General features: G+C 30.2%; 24 protein-coding genes. 10 read left to right on the top strand and 14 right to left on the bottom strand.

Going from position 1 to position 26,610, the window contains the following annotated elements; all coding sequences use genetic code 11:
• Position 1: 1 nt before the first annotated feature.
• The 10 genes from LXN10_RS08910 to LXN10_RS08865 form a co-directional block, all read right to left on the bottom strand.
• The gene (locus LXN10_RS08910; protein ID WP_375722687.1) at positions 2 to 640 is read right to left on the bottom strand and encodes a hypothetical protein; all 639 of its coding nucleotides are present in this window, start codon (positions 638 to 640) and stop codon (positions 2 to 4) included.
• A 103-nt stretch (positions 641 to 743) separates the two neighbouring features.
• Positions 744 to 986 carry a DUF4006 family protein gene (locus tag LXN10_RS08905; RefSeq protein ID WP_375722686.1) on the bottom strand — a complete coding sequence of 81 codons (243 nt, stop codon included), beginning with the start codon at positions 984 to 986 and terminating at the stop codon, positions 744 to 746.
• A 1-nt stretch (position 987) separates the two neighbouring features.
• Positions 988 to 1,878 (bottom strand): c-type cytochrome, encoded by an 891-nt coding sequence (locus tag LXN10_RS08900; RefSeq protein ID WP_375722685.1) that lies wholly within the window; start codon positions 1,876 to 1,878, stop codon positions 988 to 990.
• 1 nt (position 1,879) lies between these two features.
• Positions 1,880 to 2,104, bottom strand: coding sequence for a CcoQ/FixQ family Cbb3-type cytochrome c oxidase assembly chaperone (locus tag LXN10_RS08895; protein ID WP_129100434.1), 225 nt, complete (start codon positions 2,102 to 2,104; stop codon positions 1,880 to 1,882).
• 9 nt (positions 2,105 to 2,113) lie between these two features.
• Complete coding sequence (gene ccoO, locus LXN10_RS08890; protein WP_375722684.1) at positions 2,114 to 2,797, bottom strand: cytochrome-c oxidase, cbb3-type subunit II; 684 nt, start codon at positions 2,795 to 2,797, stop codon at positions 2,114 to 2,116.
• Positions 2,798 to 2,812: 15 nt separating this feature from the next.
• Positions 2,813 to 4,279, bottom strand: a complete 1,467-nt coding sequence (gene ccoN, locus LXN10_RS08885) for a cytochrome-c oxidase, cbb3-type subunit I (RefSeq protein ID WP_375722683.1) — start codon at positions 4,277 to 4,279, stop codon at positions 2,813 to 2,815.
• A 202-nt stretch (positions 4,280 to 4,481) separates the two neighbouring features.
• Entirely contained in the window at positions 4,482 to 4,952 is a 471-nt protein-coding gene (gene smpB, locus LXN10_RS08880) for an SsrA-binding protein SmpB (RefSeq protein ID WP_258238740.1), read from the bottom strand.
• Positions 4,945 to 5,721, bottom strand: coding sequence for a 4-(cytidine 5'-diphospho)-2-C-methyl-D-erythritol kinase (locus LXN10_RS08875; protein ID WP_375722682.1), 777 nt, complete (start codon positions 5,719 to 5,721; stop codon positions 4,945 to 4,947). Before LXN10_RS08875 ends, smpB begins: the two co-directional genes overlap by 8 nt.
• Complete coding sequence (truB, locus tag LXN10_RS08870; protein ID WP_375722681.1) at positions 5,722 to 6,570, bottom strand: tRNA pseudouridine(55) synthase TruB; 849 nt, start codon at positions 6,568 to 6,570, stop codon at positions 5,722 to 5,724.
• 7 nt (positions 6,571 to 6,577) lie between these two features.
• Positions 6,578 to 8,632 (bottom strand): ATP-dependent helicase, encoded by a 2,055-nt coding sequence (locus LXN10_RS08865; protein WP_375722680.1) that lies wholly within the window; start codon positions 8,630 to 8,632, stop codon positions 6,578 to 6,580.
• Between the two features lie 116 nt (positions 8,633 to 8,748).
• Here LXN10_RS08865 and LXN10_RS08860 point away from each other — a divergent pair, with 116 nt between their 5' ends.
• A complete protein-coding gene (locus LXN10_RS08860; RefSeq protein ID WP_375722679.1) occupies positions 8,749 to 9,648 on the top strand; it encodes a LysR family transcriptional regulator in 900 nt (299 codons plus the stop codon).
• A gap of 22 nt (positions 9,649 to 9,670) precedes the next feature.
• Here LXN10_RS08860 and LXN10_RS08855 read toward each other — a convergent pair whose 3' ends face one another.
• The 4 genes from LXN10_RS08855 to trxB are packed head-to-tail and all read right to left on the bottom strand — an operon-like array spanning position 9,671 to position 13,715.
• A complete protein-coding gene (locus tag LXN10_RS08855) occupies positions 9,671 to 10,672 on the bottom strand; it encodes a TIGR01212 family radical SAM protein (protein ID WP_375722678.1) in 1,002 nt (333 codons plus the stop codon).
• Positions 10,647 to 11,996, bottom strand: coding sequence for an amidophosphoribosyltransferase (purF, locus tag LXN10_RS08850; RefSeq protein ID WP_375722677.1), 1,350 nt, complete (start codon positions 11,994 to 11,996; stop codon positions 10,647 to 10,649). Before purF ends, LXN10_RS08855 begins: the two co-directional genes overlap by 26 nt.
• A 9-nt stretch (positions 11,997 to 12,005) precedes the next feature.
• Positions 12,006 to 12,779 carry a 4-hydroxy-tetrahydrodipicolinate reductase gene (dapB, locus tag LXN10_RS08845; protein ID WP_375722676.1) on the bottom strand — a complete coding sequence of 258 codons (774 nt, stop codon included), beginning with the start codon at positions 12,777 to 12,779 and terminating at the stop codon, positions 12,006 to 12,008.
• Positions 12,780 to 12,785: 6 nt separating this feature from the next.
• Entirely contained in the window at positions 12,786 to 13,715 is a 930-nt protein-coding gene (trxB, locus tag LXN10_RS08840; RefSeq protein ID WP_375722675.1) for a thioredoxin-disulfide reductase, read from the bottom strand.
• A 300-nt stretch (positions 13,716 to 14,015) separates the two neighbouring features.
• Here trxB and LXN10_RS08835 point away from each other — a divergent pair, with 300 nt between their 5' ends.
• The 9 genes from LXN10_RS08835 to aspA all read left to right on the top strand — a co-directional run bounded on the left by LXN10_RS08835 (position 14,016) and on the right by aspA (position 26,593).
• Complete coding sequence (locus tag LXN10_RS08835; RefSeq protein WP_375722674.1) at positions 14,016 to 14,783, top strand: fumarate reductase cytochrome b subunit; 768 nt, start codon at positions 14,016 to 14,018, stop codon at positions 14,781 to 14,783.
• 10 nt (positions 14,784 to 14,793) lie between these two features.
• The gene (locus LXN10_RS08830) at positions 14,794 to 16,776 is read left to right on the top strand and encodes a fumarate reductase flavoprotein subunit (protein ID WP_375722670.1); all 1,983 of its coding nucleotides are present in this window, start codon (positions 14,794 to 14,796) and stop codon (positions 16,774 to 16,776) included.
• Entirely contained in the window at positions 16,776 to 17,501 is a 726-nt protein-coding gene (locus LXN10_RS08825) for a fumarate reductase iron-sulfur subunit (RefSeq protein ID WP_375722673.1), read from the top strand. The genes LXN10_RS08830 and LXN10_RS08825 overlap by 1 nt, the downstream gene beginning before the upstream one ends.
• Positions 17,502 to 17,511: 10 nt before the next feature.
• On the top strand, positions 17,512 to 19,002 hold the full coding sequence (locus LXN10_RS08820) for a fumarate hydratase (RefSeq protein WP_375722672.1): 1,491 nt from the start codon (positions 17,512 to 17,514) through the stop codon (positions 19,000 to 19,002).
• A 202-nt stretch (positions 19,003 to 19,204) separates the two neighbouring features.
• A complete protein-coding gene (locus LXN10_RS08815) occupies positions 19,205 to 19,972 on the top strand; it encodes a fumarate reductase cytochrome b subunit (RefSeq protein ID WP_375722671.1) in 768 nt (255 codons plus the stop codon).
• A gap of 10 nt (positions 19,973 to 19,982) precedes the next feature.
• A complete protein-coding gene (locus LXN10_RS08810; protein ID WP_375722670.1) occupies positions 19,983 to 21,965 on the top strand; it encodes a fumarate reductase flavoprotein subunit in 1,983 nt (660 codons plus the stop codon).
• Positions 21,965 to 22,684 (top strand): fumarate reductase iron-sulfur subunit, encoded by a 720-nt coding sequence (locus LXN10_RS08805; protein ID WP_375722669.1) that lies wholly within the window; start codon positions 21,965 to 21,967, stop codon positions 22,682 to 22,684. The genes LXN10_RS08810 and LXN10_RS08805 overlap by 1 nt, the downstream gene beginning before the upstream one ends.
• A 91-nt stretch (positions 22,685 to 22,775) precedes the next feature.
• Positions 22,776 to 24,911 carry a methyl-accepting chemotaxis protein gene (locus LXN10_RS08800; protein ID WP_375722668.1) on the top strand — a complete coding sequence of 712 codons (2,136 nt, stop codon included), beginning with the start codon at positions 22,776 to 22,778 and terminating at the stop codon, positions 24,909 to 24,911.
• A 278-nt stretch (positions 24,912 to 25,189) separates the two neighbouring features.
• On the top strand, positions 25,190 to 26,593 hold the full coding sequence (aspA, locus tag LXN10_RS08795) for an aspartate ammonia-lyase (RefSeq protein ID WP_375725337.1): 1,404 nt from the start codon (positions 25,190 to 25,192) through the stop codon (positions 26,591 to 26,593).
• Positions 26,594 to 26,610: the final 17 nt, after the last annotated feature.

Below are 26,610 nucleotides of genomic sequence, written 5' to 3'. Positions count from 1 at the left end.
CCTATTTTTTCTTTTTTGATCTCAATACTGCAAAAGTATATAAAAACACACCTAGTATAACTAAAGTATACATAAATACTTTCCAAATTGTTCCAGCTGTTTTACCTGAACTTGGAATTCCTGATTCAAGTTTTTCAATTCCATTGGCATGTGCAACATCATCAGCCATTTCAGAATATCCATTTAGTACAGCAGCACTAATTTTTGTAAAAAGTGTATTTTTATCTTTTGAAGCAAGTAATGGCACAACATAACCATCTAGAATATCATCTTTATTAATTATACTTTTGAGTTTTTCAGACATTAATAGATTAACATGCATTTGTTCCACTGCTATTGTTAATACTGCATAAGGTTTACTTAGAGTTGAAGTTAATTCAGTCTCTTCTTTTTTAATTAATTGCATTTTTTCTTTTATAGGTATATTTTTATCTATTCCTAAATCAGTTTTTACATATACATACAAATTTACATTTGTTTTCTTTTTTACTTCAGATCCGATTTCAAGTATTTTTTGTGCTGTTCTTGGATCAATGACAACATCGTCTGATAATACATACTTATTTATGCTTGCATTTAGTGGGATTAAAAAAAATAGCAGTGATAACACTGCTATTTTTAAGATATTGAAAGCTTTCATTTATCCTACAAAAATTCTTGAAGAATCAAAGAATGATAAATAGGCAGTAAGTAAAGCTGAACCTAATAATAATAGTCCGATAATTTTATCCATTGTTTACTCCTTACTTCACTTTACCAACAAGCTCGTACTGACTTGAATTATCAGGACTATTAGCTTTAAGACCATTTAAGTCTTGGTTGATTTTATAGAAGTTTTGTGCTTCATTCTGTTGAACACCTATTGCATTTATTGTTAAGAAAGCAAGAATTGACAGTAATAAAACTGTAGCAATCAACATACCTGTAATTCCACTAAGAGCAAAAAGACCTCTCTCGTTATCGTTCATTTGAGAATTTTTAGCCATATTACTCTCCTAAACTTTTAATATAAGCAGCAACTGCTTTTTCTTGAGTAGCATTTAATCTACCTTTGAATGCTGGCATTTGACCAATTTCACCTTTTTTACCATTTTCTAATACTGCTGAAATTAAATCTGCTGTATAGTTTCTGATATTTGGAGCAACATATGCCATACCTTTTCCATCTGCACCATGACAACCTGCACACACACCAAATGCAGCTGGTTGTTCACCCTTAAATCCACCTGCAACATATGAAGATACATCTTTAATATCTTTTTCATCTGTTAACATCATTGGAGGCATACCACCTGGATATACTGTTTTAAGGTTATTTGCACCATTTTTAATCACATACTCAACTGAAGATTGTGACATTCTTTTTGTTAAGTTTTGAGCTTTTCCATTAATACCTTCTGCATCAACACCATGACAAGGAGAACATTGTACTAAAAACACTGATTCACCCATTGCAGTTAAAGTTTCATTAGATGGGTTTTCCCATTTTGACTCAAACTTTTTATTAAATTCAATAGTTTCTTCATTCCATTGACCAATTTGAGAGAATCCATTTGTTGGATAACCAATTGTCATGTACCAAAATAACCAAACAATTGTTCCAATAAATGCTAAACCCCAACCTGTAGGAATTGGATTTTTATACTCACCAATACCATCCCATTTTTCTTCTGCTAGATCACCACCAGCAGTATCATTTTTCATTTGATTAATATACTTAAGAGCAACAAATACTGTAATTGTAAGAATTGCAATTGCTCCAAGCATTGTTAAACTATTGATATAATCATCACTATTAAAAGCATCACCTGCAACGAAGTAAGTTCCTGCTAATAAAGCGACGATAAGAATAATTCCACCTATTACCATAGATTTCATACTATTTCTCCTTCTCTTTTTCGTCTAAATTGTTGTTTCTATCTTCAAGAGGTTCAGAGTCAATTGAATCATCGTGTACCAAGTTTGAATATTTTTCAAAATCTCTCTTACCTTTTTTGTCTCTTTTATATATAGAGTAAGCGTAAGAATAAAATATAATAAATACTACAAGTAAAAGAAAGAATTTCAAATACCCTTGTAAATCAACCAGTTCTTCATGACTCATAATAACCTCTTATTTTAAAGAATTCAAATACGCGATAAGCGCTACAATCTCAGGAATCTGACCGTTTGCTACGGCATCTTTTACAGCTTGATTTTTCATATCAGCAGCAATCGCTTTTGCTTCTTTTAAAGCCTCTGCTTTTGCCTCTTCAAAAGTCCCTAATGGAACATCAACTTTCCCATCTCCATTTAAATCTACATCATAAGGAGTATTAAACACACCTTTTACTGTTACAGCTTCTCCATATGCAGTCTCTATATCTGCCATATTTGTAAACTCATGAGCATAAGATGGCATTATTGAACCTGGTACTACAGATGCAGGATTCATCATATGATTCTCATGCCAATCTGTTGTTCTATAGTTCCCAACTCTCATTAAATCTGGACCAGTTCTTTTTGATCCCCATAAAAATGGTCTATCATATACATACTCACCTGACAATGAATACATACCATATCTATCTGTCTCTGATTTAAATGGTCTAATTAATTGTGAGTGACAAGCATTACATGAATCTTTAATATACACATGTCTACCTGTTAACTCTAATATTGAGTATGGTTTTGTACCTACTGTAGGTCTACTTTGTTTTGCAAAATCTGGTATAACTTCTACTATACCTGCAAATGCTATAAATATAAATACTAATACCGCAAAGAAAAACGGTCTTTGTTCGAACCAATGAAACATAATAATTCCTCCTTCTTATGCAGCTACTGGCGTTGCGTTGATTGGTTCTTTATCAAGAACTCTACCTGCAGTTGCCGTTTTATACATATTATATGCAAACATAAAGAAACCAATTAAGTACAATAATCCACCAACAGCTCTAATTGTATAGTATGGTTTTAATACATTTACTGTATCTATGAAAGAGTAAACTAATGAACCATATTCATCATATGCTCTCCACATCATACCTTGTGTAATACCAGCTATCCACATAGATGTAAAGTACAATACGATACCTGTAGTTTGTAACCAAAATTGTGTATCCATTAACGATTTAGAATAAATCTCTCTACCATACATTCTTGGAGCCATATGATATAAAGCTGCCATAATCATAAATACAACCCAACCCAATGTTCCATCATGTACATGTCCTGGAATCCAGTCTGTAAAGTGAGCAATTGCATTAACTGATTTAATTGATTGAATTGGACCTTCAATTGTTGATAACATATAAAAAGTAGATGCTAAAATCATAAATTTAATTAATGTATTAGATTGTAATTGTTGCCATTCACCCTTCATTGTTAAAAGCATATTAATAGCTGATCCCCATGATGGTAAAATTAAAACAATAGACATAACAGAACCCATAGTTTGCATCCAATCAGGAACAGTTGAATAAATAAGGTGGTGTCCACCAGCCCATAAATAAACAAACATTAATCCCCAGAAAGCTAATATAGATAACTTATATGAATAAACATTTTGTCCTGACTCTTTTGGTAAAAAGTAGTAAATTAAAGCAATAATTGGAACAGTAAATACAAAACCAACTGCATTATGCCCATACCACCATTGTACTAATGCATCATTTGATCCAGAATACATAGAAACAGAATGATACCATTCTCCATATCCAGAATATAAAGCAGTAGGAACTTCCATACTGTTAAATAAATGTAGCATAGCAACTGCTAAGAATGATGCAATAAAATACCAAATTGAGATATACAATGTTCTCTCTCTTCTTATTCCAATCAATCCGAAAATTCCAACACCCCATAATACCCACCAAACTGTGATAAGGATATCTATAGGCCACTCTAATTCAGCATACTCTTTTGAAGTTGTAATACCAGCTAATAGTGTAACAACTGCTAAAAGAATTGTAATGAAGAAAAGTAAAAAATGTAATTTACCAATAAACATTAAAAATGGTGACTCTTTCAAAGAAACTTTTAAAACTCTTTGAGAGATGTAATACCATCCTGCAAAAATACCACTCATAGTAAAACCAAACGCAACACCATTTGTGTGTAAAGGTCTTAACCTACTGAAAGTACCATATTCCCCAGCTAAATCACTTAACTGTGGGAAAGCCATTTGGAACGCTAGAATAACACCAACCAACATACCAATGATACCAAACAGAATTGTTGCAAATGTAAAGGCTTTTGCAATTGAGTAATCGTACTCGATTTGTGCACCGTTTTGCATCAATCTCCTCCTACTAATTTTTTTATACAAGTCACAGAACTGTCACTTATGAAAAGATACTAACGAATTAGGCATAAATATTAGCTTAAACATTATTTTTTAGTTTAGTAATATTTTTTAAGAATCATTTAATATTACTAAAAGTAACTAATTTGATTATTTAGATTTTTTTGATAAAAGAAGTATAAAAGAATTGATAAATTTACCAATTTTTTATTGCTTGTTCTGATTCTCTTTTTAAACTTTTTTCTTTTAAGTCAGCTCTTTTATCATAAAGCTTTTTACCTTGTGCAGAGGCTATTTGTAATTTGGCAAAGTTTTTAGCATTGAAGTACAGTTTTAAGGGTACTACAGTCATTCCTTCTTTAGTTACTTTTTCAAAAAGTTTATCTATTTGTTTTCTATGTAAAAGCAATTTTCTAGGTCTAGTTTCTTCAGGTCTATACATGGCATGAGTAGTCTCTAAATATGAGATATGCATATTCAAAACAAAGACCTCATTTTTTATAATTCTTATATAAGAATCTTTTAGATTTACCCTTCCTTCTCTTATAGATTTTACTTCACTTCCTAGAAGTTCTATACCTGCTTCAAAACTTTCAAGTATAAAATAGTCATGAAATGCCTTTTTATTCTTAAATGTTAAATTAATATTTTTTTCTTTCTTAGCCATTATTTTTCACCTTAAAAAAACTACTTCCACTTCCACTAAAAAACCAATCTTTTTTTCCATAATCTTCAAGTTGTGGATAACTTTTCAATGCTGGTTCATATAAATCATTTGCTTCAAATGTATTAAGTTGTTTTAAAATATCTATTGAACTCATACTCAAAAGTCTACTTTTTTCTTCATTTGAAATCTCTTTGTAAAAACTCTCTCTAAATGATGCAAATATCTTACCTGTATTACATTCAATTTTAGGAGTTACGATTTCTATGTCAAGTGCATCTTCTTCATACTTTTCAACTATTTCACCAATACCTGTTACATTTGCACTATCATATTCATAAATAAAAAATGGAACATCAGCACCAATCTTTGCACCAATTTTTGCTAGTTTTTCTTTTGAATAATATAAATCAAATAGTTTGTTTGCCATTATTAAAAATGTTGCAGCATTTGAACTTCCACCACCAAGTCCTGCAAACTCTGGAATTCTTTTATCAACTTTAATACTATAAATTCTAAAATAAGCATCTATTTTTGGACAATTATCTCTTAAAGCTAAAAATGCTTTATATATTGTATTTTTTTGTGTTTCACATCCAAAGTCACCAATAAGATTAAACTCATTTGTTGAATTTTCTGGAATAAAAGTAATAGTATCATATAAATTTTTTACTCTTACAAATCTAGAAACTAATTCATGATAATTATCTCTACTACCAGCAATTTTTAAAAAGATATTAACTTTTGCATATGATTTAGCGCTTATATTCATTTATATCATTACCTTGTTTAATATATATTTTACTTCATTATTGTTTATTTCAATTATAGAAAAGAAATCATCAAATTTTACTAAATATTTTCCATCTTCTTTTTCATCCAAATATTCACACAAGATTTTTTTACCTTGCTCAAAATATGATTTTTCACCACTATAATTTATCTGTTTTATATCTAAATAATCCAAAGGATTTAAGTCTTTTTCATTTTCATAAAAAAACTCTCCTTCATTTAATCTATTCAAATAAGACAAAGTACCAGTTGAACTTAACTTTTCAAGTAAGATTTGAGCTAAACTTCTTATATAACTCCCCTCACTAACTCTTGCTTCAAAAGTGATAAAAGGATGATTATATGAAATAAATTTTGTGTCAAAAACTTTCATGACACTTTTTTTCATCTCTACATCTTTACCTTCTCGGGCTAAATTGTATGCTCGCTCTCCATTTATTTTTTTAGCAGAAAATTTTGGAGGATAATATTCTATCTCCCTTTGTAAATCATTTATCTTTTTTTTTATATCATCGGCTTTTAACTTATTATGTTCATTTATAGAAGTAATATTTTCTATATCAAAGGATTCAGAAATAGCCCCCAACCAAATAACTGCTCTATAAGTTTTAGGAGTCTTTTTAAAAAATTGAAAAAGTTTTGAGTATTGCCCAAAAGCAACAATCAAACATCCCTTTGCAAAAGGGTCTAAAGTCCCTGAAAATCCAGCTTTTTTATTTTTGTATTTTCTTTTTATTCTGTTTAAATAAGAATTTGAACTCATAAACATGGGTTTATTTACAACAATTAACTTATTTAATGCTTCTTTATTATAAATTCTTTTTTGCATGTAACTCTTAAGCTTTTTCTACAAACGACGAAAGAATATCTCTTTTAGTTCCACCAAAATTAATAGTAAGTTTAAAGTCTTTTCCAGCTTTTACAGCTTTTTGTACTCTTCCCATCCCAAAAATTTTATGTTGTACTAAATCACCTTTTTTATATGATGATGACTGTTGTTGAATCATTAGTGAACCTTTTATTAGTCCTGATTCTGCTAAAAATCTACTTTTTAATAAAGAAGTTCTTTTTCCTTTGTAAAATCTTGAGTGTACAAAACTACAAGTAAGATTATCCATAGCTCTTGTAAATGCCACATATCCTAATCTTCTCTCTTCTTCGGTATCACTTCCATCTCCAACTATTGGAAAAAAACCCTCTTCCATACCTATAATAAATAGATTTTTATATTCTAAACCTTTAGAAGCATGTATACTCATCATTGATATTGCTTCATTTTCAAGTTCTGTGTCTTCTGTTCCTAAGGCAATTTCATTTAAAAAATTATCCAGTTCCAAAAGAGGATTTTGAATAAAATAATCCCTAACATATCCATAAAACTCATCAATATTTGCTTGTCTTTCAAATCCATCTGGAAGATTTTCAAATGAAGCTCTAAAATCAAAAGTATCTTCAAAAATATCTAAAAATCTCATTTTAGACTCTTCTAGCGTATCTTTTAAATCTAAAATTGATGCTAGAAATACTTTTAGTGTTCTTGAATTTTTCTTTCCAACAATAACACTTAACTCATCAGGTGAGAATTCATCAATTATTTCAAAAATAGGTTTTTTAAGTTCAACTGATTTTGCTTCAAGTTTATCAACTGTAGTTTTTCCTATACCTCTTTTTGGTTTGTTTATAATTCTCTTAAAAGAGAAGTTATCATATGAATTTGTAATAATTCTAAAATAAGCAATTAAATCTTTTATTTCTGCTCTTTCGTAGAACTTCATACCACCTACAAGTTTATAGTTTAATCCAGCTTTATTAAATCCCTCTTCTAGTGATCTAGAAAGGGCATTAACTCTAAACAATACAGCAATATCTCTACCTCTTACTCCACTATCTAAAAGTTTTTTAACATCTCCAATTATTTTTCTTGTTTCTTCATTTTCATCATGTGATTCATAAACTCTTACGCTATCACCCTTTGCTCTTGTCCCTATTAATCTTTTACCTAATCTATCACGATTGTGTTCTATTAATTGGTTTGCATGGTCAAGTATTGTATCTGTTGATCTATAATTCTCTTCAAGTTTTACAACTAAAGTATTTTCAAAGTGCTCTGTAAAATTTAAAATATTTTTTATAGTTGCACCACGCCACCCATAAATAGATTGGTCATCATCACCCACAACACATAAATTACTATGTGTCATACAAAGTAGTCTTAAAAGCTTATATTGTAATTCATTTGTATCTTGATACTCATCTACCATGATATATTGATATTTAGCACTTGTCTCTTTTGCCAATGATTCATTGTTTGATAGTATTTTATATGGCAATAAAAGTAAATCATCAAAATCAACTAAATTATTTTTTAATAAATAATTTTCATACTTTTCATATACATCTGCTACTTGTTGATAAATCTTAAGTTCAGCTCCTGCTTTTACTTGAGTAGGAGTCAATAGTGTATTTTTATATTTTGATATTTCTGAAACTAGCATAGCAACAGGTATATCTTTTTCTATGGTTCTTAGTATTCTTTTTTTATCATCGGTATCTATTATTATAAAGTTATTCTTTCTATTTAGTTCGCTCATATAAAACTTTAGAAATAGTAAACCAAATTTGTGAAAAGTACATAAAATTGGAGGAGTGCTCATATTTGAGCCAATCATGGCGTAAGCTCTCTCCCTCATTTCTGTTGCTGCTTTATTTGTAAAAGTTAATGTTAGTATTGAAGTAGGATCTATCCCTATTGATATTAAGTATGCTAATCTTGTTGTGATAGTTTTAGTTTTACCAGAGCCAGCCCCGGCTAAAATTAATAAAGATCCATCGATATGTTTAGCTGCTTTTTGTTGTGATTCATTTAAACCTGATAAAAAAATTTCTGACATTTTAACTCCAATTAGTTTTTATTATATCAAAAATAAAATAAAACTATAATCTTTAATATTTATGTTTAAAAATAAATGTTATTATGTTGCCAATAAAAATTAAAGGTTTTAAATCAATGTTAAATGATTTTGCAAAAGTAAATACATTTTTAACAGTTGTTAGAGAAAAGTCTTTTTCAAAAGCTTCTGCTAAGCTTGGTATTTCACAACCTGCCGTTACTCAGCAGATGAAATTCATAGAAGAATATTTAGAAGTGCAATTACTTGATAGAAAGAAAAATGGTATCAAAGTAACTAAAGAAGGCGAAATGCTTTATAACATCGCTCAAAAAATTGAACGAACTGTAAGTAATTGTGAAAAAGAGTTATTAAAAATAATGAACAAAGATATTACATTTATGTTTGGTGCTTCATTTATCATAGGTAACTACATTCTTCCTCGATTTTTAAATCAATTAAAAAGAGATATTCATAATGATGTCTCTATAAATGTCTCTGTTTCTCATAAAACAATAGCAGATTTATTAGATAAAAAAATTGATATTGCCTTAGTTGAAAACTATATTACTAATGATGATATTATTTATAGAGAATGGATGGAAGATGAGATTGTAATATTTTCAAATCAAAAACTTCCAGCACGAGCTAAACCTGAAGATTTACTATCTTACAAGTGGGTTTGTAGAAATCCTGATTCAAATACAAGAATGATTTTTAAAGAAAATCTTGATAAAGAGAATTTTCCAGACTGTGACCAATTTGATATTACAAGTGAAGTTACAAGTGCTACAACAATCATTCAAACAGTTTTACACTCTGAAATTACTGGAACACCAACAGTTTCAATTGTTTCAAGAAATGCTATTGACTCATTACTTAAATCAAATACATTATTTGAATCAAGAATAGGGAATAGTAGAATGACTAGAAAACTATATATTGCCTATAGAAAAGATAGAAAACATGATGCATTTATCGAAAATGTAGTTGACTATCTTCTCAAAATAAAAAGTTAATTTGTATCTTAATAGATACAAATTAATACCTCAATCCCTCTTTTACTAAAGCCTTTTTTATCTTTTGTATTTGTGCGTGTTTATCTTTGCACCATAATGGAGCTAACAAACTATTATCAGAAATTCCAGCTGTTATTCTTTGAATAGAGATATTTTTAGGAAGCATTTTAATAGATTTTACAACCGTATCTATATATAACTCTTCGCTTATTGGGGTAAATCTTCCCTTTTTATACTCATTTGTCAAAAGTGTATTTTTAACTACATATAAAGGATGAAATTTTATTGAATCAATATTTAATTCAATTGTTTGTTTTAGAGTATCTAACATCATCTCTTGGTTTTCATTTGGCAAACCATAAATCAAATGCCCACAAACATTCAAGCCTTTTTCTTTTGATTTTGTAATCCACTTTTTGATATTTAAAGATGTATCACCTCTATTTATTTTTTCTAAAGTTTCATCATAAAAAGATTGTATACCATACTCTATCCAAATCTCTTTTTCTTTTGATAAATCAGCTAAATAATCTAATATTTCATCAGTAACACAATCAGTTCTTGTACCAATACTAAGACCAATTACATTTTCAAAGGACAAAGCTTTTGTATAAAGAGCTTTCAGTGTTTCAAAGGGGGCATAAGTATTTGTAAAAGATTGAAAATAAACTATAAATTTTTTTGTACCAAATTTATTACCAAGTCTTTCTTTTGTGGCATTAAATTGCATTTCTAGTTGTTTTAATTGTCGATCTAAATAGGGATTTGAAGGATTTGAAGGATGCAGTTTAAATTTGGCTTTTTTTTCTTGTAAGTTGGGAGAAAAAGAGTCATTTTCACAAAAACTACAACCACCTTTTGCTACAGTTCCATCAATATTTGGACAAGTAAATCCAGATATTGAGATTGGAACTTTATAAATAGTCTCACCAAACTTACTACGGAAATACTTTCCAATAGTAAGTAGCTCTTCTAAAGATTTTTTTTGTTTTATTTTTTTATTTTGTAACGAAATAGTCACCATCAAAACTTTCTAAGGCATAATTTCTATCATTTCCAATAGAGTTCTTTAAATCTTCTATTGAAAGATATTCTAAAGTATCAGCTTGGATATGTTCTCTAATCTCTTCTTTATTCATACGATGTGAGATTAACTCTTCTTTTGTAGGCGTATCAATTCCATAATAACAAGGGAATTTGATCTCTGGACTTGCAACTCTAAAGTGAACCTCTTTAGCTCCAGCTTCTTTTAGAATTTTTACAATTCTTCTAGATGTAGTTCCTCTTACAATAGAATCATCAATTACAAGTAGAGATTTTCCTGCAATTAGTGACTTCATAGGAGATAATTTCATTTTAACTTTTAAATCTCTCATTTCTTGTGTTGGTTCAATAAATGTTCTTCCAACATAATGATTTCGAATAATCCCAAGTTCAAAAGGAATTCCACTTTCTGCTGCATAACCAAGGGCTGCAGGAACACCTGAATCTGGAACTGGAATAACCATATCTATTTTGATATTATTTCCTCTATCATTAATAGCTAAAGTTTTTCCCATATCTTCTCTTGCTCTATATACACTTTTACCATCAATTACTGAATCTGGTCTTGCAAAATATACATATTCAAAAGCACAAGGTCTATATTCTGGCTCATATAGTTGAATTGATTCTGGCTCTTCTACTTTTTCACTAAAAATAAGCATTTCACCTGGTCTTACATCTCTTATAAACTCTGCATCAACTAAGTCAAAAGCACAAGTTTCACTAGCAACTATATATCCACCAGATTTTAATTTTCCAATTGATAATGGTCTAATTCCATATCTATCTCTAATAACAAACTGTTTAGACCGTGATTGAATTATAAAACAATATGCTCCAATAGTCTTATCTAAAGCCTCTTTTATTCTATCTCTTAATCTATCTTTTGAATTCTTTGCAATTAAATGAATTAAATTTTCAGTATCCATTCCCGTTTGAAAAATAGCACCATTATCGATTAAGTCTTGTCTTACAGCTTTTTTATTAATCAAATTTCCATTATGCACTATCGATATTTCACCTAATTTATATTTTGCAAATACTGGTTGAGCATCTAAAATAGAGTCCCCACCTGCAGTTGAATATCTATTATGACCTATTGCCATGTTACCTTTTAGATACTCTAAAGCATTATTATCAAAAACTTCAGAAACTAGTCCTCTATTTTTAATAGTATAAATTTTACCATCACTTGATGAAGATATTCCCGTTGCTTCTTGTCCTCTATGTTGCATAGAAAACAGAGCCAAAGAGGCCAACCTAGAAGCTTTTTCATTACCAAAAATTCCAACTATTGCGCACATATTATTTCCTTATAGACCTAAACAATCATTTATTGAGTATAAACCAGCTTCTTTATTTACAATCCATTTAGCAGCTTTTATAGCACCCTTTGAAAAAGTATTTCTAGAAGTTGCTGTATGATTTAATTCAATAAATTCACCATCATTGTATAAGCCAACAGTGTGGCGCCCAACAATATCTCCACCTCTTAAACTCATAACTGCAATTTCATCTTTAGATCTTGCACCAATAATACCATCTCTTCCTGAAACTCTTACATCATCAAGATTTAAATCCCTTGCGCTTGCTGCATGTTCTGCAAGTGTTAAAGCTGTACCTGAAGGAGAGTCAACTTTATTTCGATGATGTTGTTCTACAATTTCTATATCAAAATCTTTTAATGTTTTAGAAGCAAGAGTAACAAGTTTATTTAAAACTGCAACTCCCAAACTCATATTAGTTGCATATAAAATAGGTACTAATTTACTAGCTTCTATAAGTAAATTTTGTTGATGCTTAGAGAATCCAGTAGTTGCAATTACTAAGGGCTTTTTATTCTTTCCTTCAATAACTTCAGTAAGAAGAAGCTCTGTTGCAGCTGGTACTGAGAAATCTATAACAACATCAGAACTTTCTAAAAGTGTATTTATATCATTTGTTACAACTGTACCTTGGGGAACAGTTTTATTTAATTTATTAGAAACATGACAAGCGCTTAATTTCACTTGCTCATCATTTTGTAAATCATCTATTAAAAGTGACCCAACTCTACCTGTACTACCTAGTATACCTACATTTATCATATTTGTTTATCCTAAATATTCAATAATATTAACAGCAGCAGTAGCACCATCGCCAGCTGCACATACTACTTGTTTCGCTGCATCTATTCTTACATCACCTGCTGCATATAGTCCTGGTACATTTGTTCTCATCTTTAAATCTACCACTACTTCTGTTGCTTCATTTACTTCACAAAGGTAACTTCCATCTTCTTGTTTTAAGCTATCACTTAATACATCTCTTCCTACAAATGTAAATACTCCAGGAACTGGTAAGTCTCTTATATCACCTGTCTCTTTACTTTTTACTTTTAGTCCAAGTACTCCTGATGCATCACCGTATACTTCTTCTACTGTTACATTTGTAACTTCTTCTATATTCTCACAAGCTTTCATATGTTCTATTGTACTTGGTGCTGCTCTATATGTATCTCTTCTATGAACTAAGTATACTTTTGAACACATCTTTGCTAAATAAACTGCTTCTTCTAAGGCTGAGTCTCCTCCACCTATTACTGCTACTTCTTTATTTTTATAAAAGAATCCATCACAAGTGGCACAAGTCGATACTCCTCTTCCGAAAAGTTCTTTCTCACCTTTGAACCCACCTTTTTTTGGAACTGATCCTGTTGCTAGTAATACTGATTTTGCTTCTTGTTTTGTTCCATCACTTAATTCTACTGTAAAGACATCACCTGTTTTTGTTACTTTTGATACTTGATTCATCTCATGTTTTAATCCAAATCTCATAGCTTGTTCTGGCCATGATTCCATCAAGTCCATCCCACTTACTATTTTTGCTTGTCCAGGATAGTTCTCTATTTCACTACTTCCTGTGATTTGTCCTCCTGGCATTCCCATCTCGAACATCGTAACATTTTTTAATCCACCTCTTGTCGCATACAAACCTGCTGTAAGTCCAGCTGGTCCTCCTCCGATTATCGCTAAATCTAACATCTTCTTTTTTCCTTTTAGTAGTCAAGTACTTTAAAATCACACAAACGATATATATTATCATATATTTATAAAGGCACAATAATACTCAATTTTTATTAAGTAGAAGATTAATTTAATTAACTTAATTTTATGTGTTAAGTTTATCTTCACTTTTAAAAAAATCATAATTCTTTTTATTATTTTATAAGTATTAATTATATCTGAATAAAAAATATTACATTTTTTTAATAAAGTCATATTAATGACATTTGCCTCCTATAAACTCCTTTTCAGAATAAGTAATTCAATTAAGGAGAGAAAATGAATGAAGTTATAGAGGCTTACACAGGACAGGATTCTGATGGCAATAAAAGTAGAATGCCTGCTAAACTTGATAAAGCATTAACAGCATCTGGTGTTATACTTGCAATTTTTATGATGGCACATATGTTTTTTGTGTCAACAATACTTTTTGGTGAAAATGCAATGTATACAGTAACTAAAATGTTTGAACTAGATTTTATATTTGATGGTGGACTTCCATTTATTGTAAGTATTTTTGTAGGAATAATTACAATAATCTTTGTTGCCCATGCACTTTTAGGAATAAGAAAATTTCCTACTTCATATAAAGCTTATATAAAAATAAGAGAACACTCAAAAATGATGAAACACCCTGATACTTCAATGTGGATGTTCCAATGGATAAGTGGATTAATTATGATGTTCATAGCAACAATTCACTTATATATTATGTTTACACAACCTGAAAATATCGGTCCATATTCAAGTGCATATAGAGTTGTAAATCAACATATGTGGCTTTTATATATGGTTTTATTAATCTGTGTTGAGCTTCACGGTTCAATTGGATTGTATCGTGCGGCTATGAAATGGGGTTGGTTTGATGGGAAAAATCCTAAAGAGACAAGAAAAACAATGATGAAAGCAAAAAAAATTGTAAGTATTTTCTTTTTAACTTTAGGAGTAATAACACTATTTGCTTATATAAAAATTGGTATGGACAGAATTGACCATGCACCTATGAAATATAATCCTAATGATTCTATACAACTAATGAAAAAATAAAGGTTTTAATATGAAAATTAAATATTGTGATGCGTTAGTAATTGGTGGAGGTCTTGCAGGACTTCGTTCAGCAGTTGCAGCTGCGCAAAAAGGTTTAAGTACAACAGTTTTAAGTTTAGTTCCAGTTAAAAGATCTCATAGTGCAGCAGCTCAAGGTGGTATGCAAGCTAGTCTTGGTAATGCAAAAATGAGTGAAGGTGATAATGAAGATGTACACTTTAGTGATACAGTAAAAGGAAGCGATTGGGGATGTGATCAAGAAGTAGCAAGAATGTTTGTTACAACTGCTCCAAAAGCAATTCGTGAACTTGCAGCTTGGGGTGTTCCTTGGTCTAGAATCAAAAAAGGAAACCATGAAGCAGTTATCAATACAAAAAGAACTAATATTTTTGAAGAAGATGAAAAACATGGTTTAATCAACTCAAGAGACTTTGGTGGTACAAAAAAATGGAGAACCTGTTATACCTCTGATGCAACAGGTCATACTATGCTCTTTGCCGTTGCCAATGAGTCATTAAAATTAAATGTAAATATTGAAGATAGAAAAGAAGCAATTGGATTAATTCACCACAATAACAAATGTTATGGTGCTATTGTTAGAGATTTAATTACTGGTGATATTGTAGCTTATGTTTCAAAAGGTACTTTAATAGCAACTGGTGGATATGGAAGAATTTATGAAATCACAACTAATGCTGTTATTTGTGAAGGAATAGGTACTGCTATTGCTTTAGAAACAGGTATTGCAAAACTTGGAAATATGGAAGCTGTACAGTTTCACCCTACTCCACTTTTCCCATCAGGGATTTTATTAACTGAAGGTTGTCGTGGTGATGGTGGTGTTCTAAGGGATGTTGATGGACATAGATTTATGCCAGATTATGAACCTGAAAAAAAAGATCTAGCTTCAAGAGATGTTGTATCAAGAAGAATGATGGAACATATGAGAAAAGGAAAAGGTATTGATTCAGTTTATGGAACTCACCTTTGGTTAGATATTTCAATTTTAGGTAGAGAACATATTGAAAAAAATCTAAGAGATGTACAAGAGATTTGTGAATCATTTGCAGGAATAGATCCAGCTGATGAAGGTCAAAAAGGTTGGGCACCAGTTCACCCTATGCAACATTACTCTATGGGTGGTATTAGAACAAAACCAACAGGAGAATCACAAACATTACAAGGGCTATTTTCTTGTGGAGAAGCTGCTTGTTGGGATATGCATGGATTTAATAGACTTGGAGGAAATTCTGTTTCTGAAACAGTTGTTGCTGGTATGATTGTTGGAAATTATTTTGCAGATTATTGTATAGAGACTCAAATAGATATCCAAACAGATGTTATTGAAAAATTTGTCCATGAAAAAGAAGCTTATATGAAAAACTTAGTTTCTAAAGATAGTGGAGATGATGTATTTAAAATCAAAAATAGAATGAAAAAAATTATGCAAGATTATGTTGGAATTTTTAGAGATGGTGATGGTTTAGGAAAAGCAGTAAAAGAGCTTGAAGAGTTATATATCAAATCTAAAAATGTAGCTGTAAGAAATAAACAACTTACTGCAAATCCAGAACTTGAAGAAGCATATAGAGTTCCAATGATGTTAAAAGTAGCTCTTTGTGTTGCAAAAGGTGCACTTGATAGAACTGAATCTAGAGGTGCTCATACAAGAGAAGATTATCCAAAAAGAGATGATGCGAACTGGTTAAAAAGAACTCTTACTTCATGGAATGAAGGAGATACTATGCCAACAGTTGAGTATGAACCATTAGATATTATGAAAATGGAAATACCTCCTGGATTTAGAGGGTATGGAGCAAAAGGTAATTTAATTGAAAATCCTATTAGTGCTCAAAGACAAGCGCAAGTTGATGAGATGGTGGAAAAAATGGAATTAGAGGGTAAAGATAGATATGAAATCCAAGATAAGCTTATGCCATTTCCACTTCAAGATGAATATAAAAGAAAAAATATTAGATTAGGAGATTTGTAATGTCTAGAGAATTAACTTTTAAAATACTTAGATATGATCCACAAGATGAAAAAAATGTTAGAGCTTACTTTGAAGAGTTTAAAATTCAAGAAGCTCCTAGTATGACAATTTATATTGCTCTTACTCAAATTAGAGAGAGTCAAGATGCGGGATTGAGCTTTGACTTTGTATGTCGAGCTGGGATTTGTGGTTCTTGTGCGATGATGATAAATGGAAGACCAAAACTTGCTTGTAGAACTTTAACAAAAGATTTACCAAAAGAGATTATTTTACTTCCTCTTCCTACATTTAATCTTATCAAAGATTTATCTGTAAATACTGGTGTTTGGATGGATGAGATGAGTAAAAGAGTTGAATCTTGGGTTCACTCTTCTCATGAAGTAGATATTGCAAATATTGAAATGCCTATTGAGCCTGAAGTTGCTGATGCTGTATTTGAATTAGATAGATGTATTGAATGTGGATGTTGTGTTGCTGGTTGTGGTACAAAACTTATTAAAGAAGATTTCGTAGGTGCTGTTGGATTAAATAGAATTGCTAGATTTGAATGTGATCCACATGATGAGAGAACAATTGAAGATTATTATGAATTAGTTGGTGATGATAATGGTATCTTTGGTTGTATGACTCTTCTTGGTTGTGAAGATACTTGTCCTAAACACTTACCTCTTCAAACTAAAATCGCTTATATGAGAAGAAAATTAGCTACTGTTAAAGGTTCTTAAGGAGGACATTATGAAAAAAATAACCGAACAAGATATAATAGATAGTATAGCAGACGCATGTCAGTACATATCGTTTTATCATCCAGAAGATTTTGTAAAAGGAATGGTAGAAGCTTATAATGTAGAAAAAGGTGAAGCTGCAAAAAATGCAATAGGACAAATATTAATAAATTCAAAAATGTGTGCAATGGGTCATAGACCTTTATGTCAAGATACAGGAAGCGTTAATATCTTTGTAAAAGTTGGATTAAAAGCTAACTTAGACATTAAAAAAGAGTTAGTTGATTTATTAAATGAAGGTGTTGCAAAAGGATATACAGATCCTGACAATACTTTAAGATATTCAGTAGTATCAGATCCTGCTGGAAAAAGAGTAAATACAAAAAACAATACACCAGCTGTTATTCATGTAAGTGTAGATAATTCAGATGAGATAGATATTACAGTTGCAGCAAAAGGTGGAGGAAGTGAAAATAAATCTAAATTTGCTGTATTAAATCCAAGTGATAGTATTTATGATTGGGTTATGGAAAATGTTAGAAATATGGGAGCTGGATGGTGTCCTCCTGGAATATTAGGAATTGGTATTGGTGGAAATCCTGAGAAAGCTATGCTTTTAGCAAAAGAGTCTTTAATGAGTCATGTTGATATACATGAACTTAAAGCAAGAGGTCCTCAAAATGCACTAGAAGAGTTAAGACTTAAATTATATGAAGATATTAATAAAGTAGGAATTGGAGCTCAAGGTCTTGGTGGAATAACAACTGTACTTGATGTTAAGATATTAGATTATCCATGTCATGCAGCATCACTTCCTGTTGCTATGATTCCAAACTGTGCAGCAACAAGACATATTCACTTTAAACTAAAAGGTGATGGACCAGCAGTATTTAATAAACCAGATTTAGATTTATGGCCAGATATTGAATTACCAATGGATACTATTAAAAGAGTAAATATAGAAGATTTAACAAAAGAGAATTTATCTCAATTTAAATCAGGAGATACACTTTTATTATCTGGAAAAATCTTAACAGCTAGAGATGCAGCACATAAAAAAATAGTTGAATATAAAAATGCAGGTAAAGATCTTCCTAATGGAGTTAAATTAGAAGATAGATTTATTTATTATGTTGGACCAGTTGATCCTGTAAGAGATGAAGCAGTAGGACCTGCGGGACCAACAACATCTACAAGAATGGATAAATTTACAAAAGATATGATGGAAATAGGAATCATGGGAATGATTGGAAAAGCTGAGAGAAAACAACCAACAATTGATTTAATCAAAGAGTATAAATCAATGTACTTAATTGCTACTGGTGGAGCTGCTTATTTAATATCACAATCAATTAAATCAGCAAAAGTCTTAGCCTTTGAAGAACTTGGTATGGAAGCTATATATGAGTTTGAGGTTAAAGACATGCCTGTTACTGTAGCTGTTGATACTGAAGGTGTTTCTATTCACACTACGGGGCCTGCTAAGTGGAGAACTATCTAATCTTTAATTAGAAAAAATTAGTCTTAAGAGTTTTCTCTCTTAAGACTTCTCTCTTCTAACCTTTACTATTACTTAAAAAAATTTACACTAATCTTTTTTTCATAAAATTTTAATATTTTCTCTTAAAAACTAATAAATATCACTTTTAGTTCATTTACAACTACTAAAATTCTTCAACATGAATTAATTAATAGGAGAGAAAATGAATGAAGTTATAGAGGCTTACACAGGACAGGATTCTGATGGCAATAAAAGTAGAATGCCTGCTAAACTTGATAAAGCATTAACAGCATCTGGTGTTGTACTTGCAATTTTTATGATGGCACATATGTTTTTTGTGTCAACAATACTTTTTGGTGAAAATGCAATGTATACAGTAACTAAAATGTTTGAACTAGATTTTATATTTGATGGTGGACTTCCATTTATTGTAAGTATTTTTGTAGGAATAATTACAATAATCTTTGTTGCCCATGCACTTTTAGGAATAAGAAAATTTCCTACTTCATATAAAGCTTATATAAAAATAAGAGAACACTCAAAAATGATGAAACACCCTGATACTTCAATGTGGATGTTCCAATGGATAAGTGGATTAATTATGATGTTCATAGCAACAATTCACTTATATATTATGTTTACACAACCTGAAAATATCGGTCCATATTCAAGTGCATATAGAGTTGTAAATCAACATATGTGGCTTTTATATATGGTTTTATTAATCTGTGTTGAGCTTCACGGTTCAATTGGATTGTATCGTGCGGCTATGAAATGGGGTTGGTTTGATGGGAAAAATCCTAAAGAGACAAGAAAAACAATGATGAAAGCAAAAAAAATTGTAAGTATTTTCTTTTTAACTTTAGGAGTAATAACACTATTTGCTTATATAAAAATTGGTATGGACAGAATTGACCATGCACCTATGAAATATAATCCTAATGATTCTATACAACTAATGAAAAAATAAAGGTTTTAATATGAAAATTAAATATTGTGATGCGTTAGTAATTGGTGGAGGTCTTGCAGGACTTCGTTCAGCAGTTGCAGCTGCGCAAAAAGGTTTAAGTACAACAGTTTTAAGTTTAGTTCCAGTTAAAAGATCTCATAGTGCAGCAGCTCAAGGTGGTATGCAAGCTAGTCTTGGTAATGCAAAAATGAGTGAAGGTGATAATGAAGATGTACACTTTAGTGATACAGTAAAAGGAAGCGATTGGGGATGTGATCAAGAAGTAGCAAGAATGTTTGTTACAACTGCTCCAAAAGCAATTCGTGAACTTGCAGCTTGGGGTGTTCCTTGGTCTAGAATCAAAAAAGGAAACCATGAAGCAGTTATCAATACAAAAAGAACTAATATTTTTGAAGAAGATGAAAAACATGGTTTAATCAACTCAAGAGACTTTGGTGGTACAAAAAAATGGAGAACCTGTTATACCTCTGATGCAACAGGTCATACTATGCTCTTTGCCGTTGCCAATGAGTCATTAAAATTAAATGTAAATATTGAAGATAGAAAAGAAGCAATTGGATTAATTCACCACAATAACAAATGTTATGGTGCTATTGTTAGAGATTTAATTACTGGTGATATTGTAGCTTATGTTTCAAAAGGTACTTTAATAGCAACTGGTGGATATGGAAGAATTTATGAAATCACAACTAATGCTGTTATTTGTGAAGGAATAGGTACTGCTATTGCTTTAGAAACAGGTATTGCAAAACTTGGAAATATGGAAGCTGTACAGTTTCACCCTACTCCACTTTTCCCATCAGGGATTTTATTAACTGAAGGTTGTCGTGGTGATGGTGGTGTTCTAAGGGATGTTGATGGACATAGATTTATGCCAGATTATGAACCTGAAAAAAAAGATCTAGCTTCAAGAGATGTTGTATCAAGAAGAATGATGGAACATATGAGAAAAGGAAAAGGTATTGATTCAGTTTATGGAACTCACCTTTGGTTAGATATTTCAATTTTAGGTAGAGAACATATTGAAAAAAATCTAAGAGATGTACAAGAGATTTGTGAATCATTTGCAGGAATAGATCCAGCTGATGAAGGTCAAAAAGGTTGGGCACCAGTTCACCCTATGCAACATTACTCTATGGGTGGTATTAGAACAAAACCAACAGGAGAATCACAAACATTACAAGGGCTATTTTCTTGTGGAGAAGCTGCTTGTTGGGATATGCATGGATTTAATAGACTTGGAGGAAATTCTGTTTCTGAAACAGTTGTTGCTGGTATGATTGTTGGAAATTATTTTGCAGATTATTGTATAGAGACTCAAATAGATATCCAAACAGATGTTATTGAAAAATTTGTCCATGAAAAAGAAGCTTATATGAAAAACTTAGTTTCTAAAGATAGTGGAGATGATGTATTTAAAATCAAAAATAGAATGAAAAAAATTATGCAAGATTATGTTGGAATTTTTAGAGATGGTGATGGTTTAGGAAAAGCAGTAAAAGAGCTTGAAGAGTTATATATCAAATCTAAAAATGTAGCTGTAAGAAATAAACAACTTACTGCAAATCCAGAACTTGAAGAAGCATATAGAGTTCCAATGATGTTAAAAGTAGCTCTTTGTGTTGCAAAAGGTGCACTTGATAGAACTGAATCTAGAGGTGCTCATACAAGAGAAGATTATCCAAAAAGAGATGATGCGAACTGGTTAAAAAGAACTCTTACTTCATGGAATGAAGGAGATACTATGCCAACAGTTGAGTATGAACCATTAGATATTATGAAAATGGAAATACCTCCTGGATTTAGAGGGTATGGAGCAAAAGGTAATTTAATTGAAAATCCTATTAGTGCTCAAAGACAAGCGCAAGTTGATGAGATGGTGGAAAAAATGGAATTAGAGGGTAAAGATAGATATGAAATCCAAGATAAGCTTATGCCATTTCCACTTCAAGATGAATATAAAAGAAAAAATATTAGATTAGGAGATTTGTAATGTCTAGAGAATTAACTTTTAAAATACTTAGATATGATCCACAAGATGAAAAAAATGTTAGAGCTTACTTTGAAGAGTTTAAAATTCAAGAAGCTCCTAGTATGACAATTTATATTGCTCTTACTCAAATTAGAGAGAGTCAAGATGCGGGATTGAGCTTTGACTTTGTATGTCGAGCTGGGATTTGTGGTTCTTGTGCGATGATGATAAATGGAAGACCAAAACTTGCTTGTAGAACTTTAACAAAAGATTTACCAAAAGAGATTATTTTACTTCCTCTTCCTACATTTAATCTTATCAAAGATTTATCTGTAAATACTGGTGTTTGGATGGATGAGATGAGTAAAAGAGTTGAATCTTGGGTTCACTCTTCTCATGAAGTAGATATTGCAAATATTGAAATGCCTATTGAGCCTGAAGTTGCTGATGCTGTATTTGAATTAGATAGATGTATTGAATGTGGATGTTGTGTTGCTGGTTGTGGTACAAAACTTATTAAAGAAGATTTCGTAGGTGCTGTTGGATTAAATAGAATTGCTAGATTTGAATGTGATCCACATGATGAGAGAACAATTGAAGATTATTATGAATTAGTTGGTGATGATAATGGTATCTTTGGTTGTATGACTCTTCTTGGTTGTGAAGATACTTGTCCTAAACACTTACCTCTTCAAACTAAAATCGCTTATATGAGAAGAAAATTAGCTACTGTGAAATAATGCAAAATTACTTAATATACTTCACACTATTAGTTCTTTAAATAACATGAATACAAAGGATTTCAATTCCTTGTATTCTTAAGGAAAAAAAATGAAAATTAATAATATAAAATCGAAGTTGTTGCTACTAGTTTTAGTTAGCATCTCTTGTTCTTTCCTAATCCTTGGTTTTTACAATACACGAAATAAATATAACTCAGAATATAACTTAGTAAAGCAAAAAGAGCTTGATATCTCACAAGAAACATCTAAGTTTATTAATAGCTATTTAGAATCTAAAATCAAAATTATTCAAGCTATGAGAGATGGAATACTAACTGAAAATTTAGATATCTCAAATAAAGTTTTAGTTAGTAAATTATTATTAGGTGAAAGAGCAGGTGAATTTGCAAGTACTTATGTTGGAATACAAGAAAGTGGAGATTTAATTAAATCTAATGGTATTTTAAAAAATATTATAAAAACAAATTATGATGCAAGGCTTAGACCATGGTATAAAAGAGCAATAGAAGTAAATAAAGCTGGAATAACTGAGCCTTTTATTGATAATACAACAAAGCGATTAATAATAACAGTTTTTGCCCCTTTAAAAAAAGAAGGAGTAACTATTGGAATTGTTGGAGCAGATATATTTTTAGACACAGTAGTTGATACTATATTAAATCTAAAAATGGGAGATGGTGGCTTTGCATATTTATTAGCCGAAGATGGAAAAACCTTAATTCATAAAAATAGAGAACTTTTAAATAAAGAAAATATTTTCTTTAAACAAATAAAAACAAAATCAGATAATAATTTTGGTGAAGTATTAGATAATAATAATACAAAAAAAATTCTTGCTTACAGTAAAATTCCTGTAGTTTCTTGGTATTTAGTAGTTGAATTAGATAAAGAATCTATTTTTAAAGAAATTAATAAAAATATAATTTTTGAAATAGTTCTTTATCTTGTACTTCTCATAGCTATTCTTTTATTCATCTATATATCTTTAATAAAAATATTAAAGCCTTTAAAAACTCTTGAAAAAGGATTCTTAAATTTCTTTAATTATTTAAAAGGAGAAGTAACTAGTATTACAAAATTAAATATTACTTCTAATGATGAATTCGGGAATATGGCGAGTATAATCGATCAAGAGATGGAACTAGTTGAAAATAATTTAGAAAAAGATAGAAATTTTATAAACAATGTAAAAGATGTTGTAAAAATAATTAATGCAGGTAAATTGGATGTCTTTGTTGAGAGTACTACTTCTAATAAATCTTTAAATGAATTAAAAGATATTTTTAATGAAATGATTAAAACAATAAGTATTAATGTCGATAAAGACATTAATTCTATTTTAGAGTCGTTAAAAAATTATTCACGATTAGATTTTACAGATACTATTAAAAACCCTACAGGTAATATATCTTTGGGGTTAAATGACTTGAGTAATATTATTAATAAAATGTTACAAGAAAATAAACTTAATGGCTTATCATTAAATAAAAGTTCAGAAGACTTACTTGAAAATGTTGAGATATTAAACAGATCATCTAATAATACAGCAGTGTCATTAGAAGAAACAGCAGCTTCTTTAGAAGAAATTACATCTACAATAAGAAATAATACTCAAAGTATAGCAACAATGGTTAAATATTCTGATGAACTATCTAAGTCAATCAATTTAGGACATGAACTTGCAAATTCAAGTGTTGAATCAATGAATCAAATCAATGAGCAAACTAAATCTATTTCAGAAGCAATCAAACTAATCGATCAAATTGCTTTTCAAACAAATATTCTTTCTTTAAATGCAGCTGTTGAAGCAGCTACCGCTGGAGAATCAGGAAAAGGTTTTGCAGTTGTTGCACAAGAAGTAAGAAACTTAGCCTCACGAAGTGCAGAGGCAGCTAAAGAAATAAAAGATTTAGTTGAAAATGCAACTATTAAAGCAAATGATGGTAAAAAAACTACAGATGATATGATTATTGGATATATCAGTTTAAAAGAAAATCTTGATAAAGCAGAAAAAATGATTCAAAATATTTCTGAATCATCTCATGAGCAAAAAGTGAGCATAGAACAAATTAATGATGTAGTTAATAAATTAGACCAACAAACACAAAATAATGCTGCTGTAGCTTCAAAAACACAGGATATAGCTATTTATACAGCAAGTATTGCTAAAACAATTTTAGATTCTGTAAATGAAAAAAAATTTATCGAAGACATCGATAAATAACTCTTAAGTTATAAAGGAATTTTCCTTTATAACTCAACTATTAACAAATACAAATATCTCTACACAAATACTCCAAACTAATACTTTATATTTTAACCATCTATTATTCTTATAATAAAGATAGTTTTCTCTTATAAATATAGCTAATTTAATGCGATTTATTAAAAACATAACTTTTAGTTCATTTTAGAGGATTACAATTTCAATATTAAAAAGAAATATTAATTTTTAAAGTTAAGTTTCTAATAATAATAAAAGGAAATAAAATGACAACTAAAATGAAAACAAGATTGGAACATGATTTACTTGGAGAAAGAGAAATCTCTGATGAAGTATATTATGGAGTGCAAACTAAAAGAGCTCAAGAGAACTTTAATATTACTGGTGTGACTTTATCACAATTTCCTACATTTATCGTATCGTTAGCAAAAGTAAAAAAAGCTACTGCACTTGCTAACTTTAATTTAAATTTATTAGATGAACATAAAAAAAATGCAATTTGTGAAGCCTGCGATGAAATTATGGGAGGAGCACTACATGATCAGTTTGTTGTTGATATGATTCAAGGTGGAGCTGGTACTTCTGTTAATATGAATGCAAATGAAGTTATTGCAAATAGAGCATTAGAATTACTTGGTCATAAAAAAGGTGAATATCAATATCTACACCCAAATAATGATGTAAATAAATCACAATCAACAAATGATTCATATCCAACAGCATTTAGAATTGCATTATTTGAAAAAATTTATGAATTAACAGATGCAATGAAAATAATGCAAAACTCTTTTGCAAAAAAAGCAATTGAATTTAAAGATGTAATTAAAATGGGAAGAACACAATTACAAGATGCTGTTCCTATGACATTAGGTCAAGAATTTCATTCATATGAAACAATGATTGCTGAAGACATACAAAGATTAATTGAGTCTCAACAATTAGTAAGAGAAATGAACCTAGGAGCAACAGCAATTGGTACAGGTATTTGTTCTCATCCTGATTATGCACATGAAGTTGAACAAAGATTACAAGAAGTTACAGGAAGACCTTTTGTGACTGCAAAAGATTTAATTGAAGCTACACAAGATACAGGGGCTTATGTACAAATTTCTGGTGTATTAAAAAGAGTTGCAACTAAAATTTCTAAAATTTGTAATGACTTAAGATTATTAAGTTCAGGTCCAAGAACTGGATTTAACGAAATTAATCTACCACCAATGCAACCGGGTTCATCAATTATGCCTGGTAAAGTTAATCCTGTTATTCCTGAAGTTGTAAATCAAGTAGCTTTCCAAGTAATTGGTGCAGATGTTACTATTACAATGGCAAGTGAAGGTGGACAATTACAATTAAATGTATTTGAACCAGTGATTGCATTTAACTTATTTAACTCAATGAATATGATGATAAAAGCTTTTCAAACATTATCTACAAAATGCATTGATGGTATCACAGCAAATGAAGAACACTGTAGAACTTTAGTTTTAAATAGTATTGGATTAGTAACTGCATTAAATCCATATATTGGTTACGAAAACTCAACAATTGTTGCAAAAGAAGCATTAGATACTGGTAAATCGGTATATGAAATCATATTAGAAAGAGAATTATTGACAAAAGATGAACTAGAAGAAATTATTAAACCAGAAAATATGATTAAACCGAGATGTATTAATAGTTAATAAAAAAATATCTAAAT

The organism is Arcobacter iocasae (genome assembly GCF_042214795.1).
In the GTDB taxonomy this organism is placed as follows: domain Bacteria; phylum Campylobacterota; class Campylobacteria; order Campylobacterales; family Arcobacteraceae; genus Arcobacter; species Arcobacter iocasae.
The sequence above is the reverse complement of the archived record's forward strand: the minus strand, read 5'-3'. Positions and strand labels throughout refer to the sequence as shown.

Bases quoted from the DNA above. Each gene is read 5' to 3' on its own strand.
- LXN10_RS08910 (WP_375722687.1), bottom strand. From the start codon at position 640: ATGAAAGCTTTCAATATCTTAAAAATAGCAGTGTTATCACTGCTATTT.
- LXN10_RS08905 (WP_375722686.1), bottom strand. From the start codon at position 986: ATGGCTAAAAATTCTCAAATGAACGATAACGAGAGAGGTCTTTTTGCT.
- LXN10_RS08900 (WP_375722685.1), bottom strand. From the start codon at position 1,878: ATGAAATCTATGGTAATAGGTGGAATTATTCTTATCGTCGCTTTATTA.
- LXN10_RS08895 (WP_129100434.1), bottom strand. From the start codon at position 2,104: ATGAGTCATGAAGAACTGGTTGATTTACAAGGGTATTTGAAATTCTTT.
- ccoO (WP_375722684.1), bottom strand. From the start codon at position 2,797: ATGTTTCATTGGTTCGAACAAAGACCGTTTTTCTTTGCGGTATTAGTA.
- ccoN (WP_375722683.1), bottom strand. From the start codon at position 4,279: ATGCAAAACGGTGCACAAATCGAGTACGATTACTCAATTGCAAAAGCC.
- smpB (WP_258238740.1), bottom strand. From the start codon at position 4,952: ATGGCTAAGAAAGAAAAAAATATTAATTTAACATTTAAGAATAAAAAG.
- LXN10_RS08875 (WP_375722682.1), bottom strand. From the start codon at position 5,721: ATGAATATAAGCGCTAAATCATATGCAAAAGTTAATATCTTTTTAAAA.
- truB (WP_375722681.1), bottom strand. From the start codon at position 6,570: ATGCAAAAAAGAATTTATAATAAAGAAGCATTAAATAAGTTAATTGTT.
- LXN10_RS08865 (WP_375722680.1), bottom strand. From the start codon at position 8,632: ATGTCAGAAATTTTTTTATCAGGTTTAAATGAATCACAACAAAAAGCA.
- LXN10_RS08860 (WP_375722679.1), top strand. From the start codon at position 8,749: ATGTTAAATGATTTTGCAAAAGTAAATACATTTTTAACAGTTGTTAGA.
- LXN10_RS08855 (WP_375722678.1), bottom strand. From the start codon at position 10,672: ATGGTGACTATTTCGTTACAAAATAAAAAAATAAAACAAAAAAAATCT.
- purF (WP_375722677.1), bottom strand. From the start codon at position 11,996: ATGTGCGCAATAGTTGGAATTTTTGGTAATGAAAAAGCTTCTAGGTTG.
- dapB (WP_375722676.1), bottom strand. From the start codon at position 12,779: ATGATAAATGTAGGTATACTAGGTAGTACAGGTAGAGTTGGGTCACTT.
- trxB (WP_375722675.1), bottom strand. From the start codon at position 13,715: ATGTTAGATTTAGCGATAATCGGAGGAGGACCAGCTGGACTTACAGCA.
- LXN10_RS08835 (WP_375722674.1), top strand. From the start codon at position 14,016: ATGAATGAAGTTATAGAGGCTTACACAGGACAGGATTCTGATGGCAAT.
- LXN10_RS08830 (WP_375722670.1), top strand. From the start codon at position 14,794: ATGAAAATTAAATATTGTGATGCGTTAGTAATTGGTGGAGGTCTTGCA.
- LXN10_RS08825 (WP_375722673.1), top strand. From the start codon at position 16,776: ATGTCTAGAGAATTAACTTTTAAAATACTTAGATATGATCCACAAGAT.
- LXN10_RS08820 (WP_375722672.1), top strand. From the start codon at position 17,512: ATGAAAAAAATAACCGAACAAGATATAATAGATAGTATAGCAGACGCA.
- LXN10_RS08815 (WP_375722671.1), top strand. From the start codon at position 19,205: ATGAATGAAGTTATAGAGGCTTACACAGGACAGGATTCTGATGGCAAT.
- LXN10_RS08810 (WP_375722670.1), top strand. From the start codon at position 19,983: ATGAAAATTAAATATTGTGATGCGTTAGTAATTGGTGGAGGTCTTGCA.
- LXN10_RS08805 (WP_375722669.1), top strand. From the start codon at position 21,965: ATGTCTAGAGAATTAACTTTTAAAATACTTAGATATGATCCACAAGAT.
- LXN10_RS08800 (WP_375722668.1), top strand. From the start codon at position 22,776: ATGAAAATTAATAATATAAAATCGAAGTTGTTGCTACTAGTTTTAGTT.
- aspA (WP_375725337.1), top strand. From the start codon at position 25,190: ATGAAAACAAGATTGGAACATGATTTACTTGGAGAAAGAGAAATCTCT.